At 58.4% G+C, this 1,295-nt stretch carries 2 rRNA genes; both read right to left on the bottom strand.

The annotated features are described in order from the left end of the window. Positions 1 to 770, bottom strand: a 23S ribosomal RNA gene (locus tag JOL79_RS33540); the annotation flags it as partial. Positions 771 to 1,188: 418 nt separating this feature from the next. Beyond that, positions 1,189 to 1,295: ribosomal RNA gene (locus tag JOL79_RS33535) — 16S ribosomal RNA — on the bottom strand; the annotation flags it as partial.

Below are 1,295 nucleotides of genomic sequence, written 5' to 3'. Positions count from 1 at the left end.
TCCACAGCATGCGACTCAAACGCCCTATTCAGACTCGCTTTCGCTACGGCTCCCCCACACAGGTTAACCTCGCCACACACCATGACTCGCAGGCTCATTCTTCAAAAGGCACGCAGTCACATCACAGACAGCAAGCTGCCTACGCTCCCACGGCTTGTAGGCACACGGTTTCAGGTACTATTTCACAACCCCTCACCGGGGCGCTTTTCACCTTTCCCTCACGGTACTCGTCCACTATCGGTCATCAGGAAGTATTTAGGCTTACCAGGTGGTCCTGGCAGATTCACACAGGATTCCACGAGCCCCGTGCTACTCGGGAAAACTCCCAACAGTCGGCATGATTTCGCCTACCCGGCTCTCACGGTCTACGGCGTCCCATCCCAAAGACTTCGACTACCACACCGATTTATCACTGCCCGAAGGAACGGCGGTCCCTCCACGGAAGCTCCCACAACCCCGCACACGCAACACCCGCCGGCTATCACACGCGCACGGTTTAGCCTCCTCCGCTTTCGCTCACCACTACTCACGGAATCACAATTGTTTTCTTCTCCTACGGGTACTGAGATGTTTCACTTCCCCGCGTTACCACCAACCGCCCTATACATTCAGACGGCGGCAACACCACATGACTGGTGCTAGGTTTCCCCATTCGGACATCCCCGGATCAACGTCAGGTTGGCGACTCCCCGAGGCTTAACGCAGCCTCCCACGTCCTTCATCGGCTCCTGATGCCAAGGCATCCACCGTGTGCCCTAAAAAACTTGGCCACAAAAGATGCTCGCGTCCACTATGCAATTCACAAACAACAAACAGCACCAGCCCACCCCACCACCAAGACACCCGAACCCCCACCCACAAAGAGCAGAAGCCAAGCCGGTATGGCAGAAGACCAGCCCAACAAGGAAACAAACACACGTCCATTCCCTCAGGACCCAACAGCGTGCCCAACCAGCCGCACCCACCACCACGGACTCCCACTCCCACCACCACCCCCAAAAGAGGAGGCAGAGACAGGCGGTACTACCGCGCCGGCAACCACAACCAGCTGAATAACCAGTGCTCCACTAATGAGCCGACCACGCACCGGACACACGCCGATGAACGCGATCATGGACCGAACGCCCACCCCACACACCGCGAACCGCGAACATGCGAGGCACCAGACGCCAGCCGTGCGCTCCTTAGAAAGGAGGTGATCCAGCCGCACCTTCCGGTACGGCTACCTTGTTACGACTTCGTCCCAATCGCCAGCCCCACCTTCGACCGCTCCCCCCACAAGTGGTTGGGCCACG

The sequence above is a fragment of the Microbispora oryzae genome (assembly GCF_017896165.1).
Taxonomy (GTDB): Bacteria; Actinomycetota; Actinomycetes; order Streptosporangiales; family Streptosporangiaceae; genus Microbispora; species Microbispora oryzae.
Note: the sequence above shows the minus strand (reverse complement) of the source record. Positions and strands in the feature narration are given on the sequence as shown.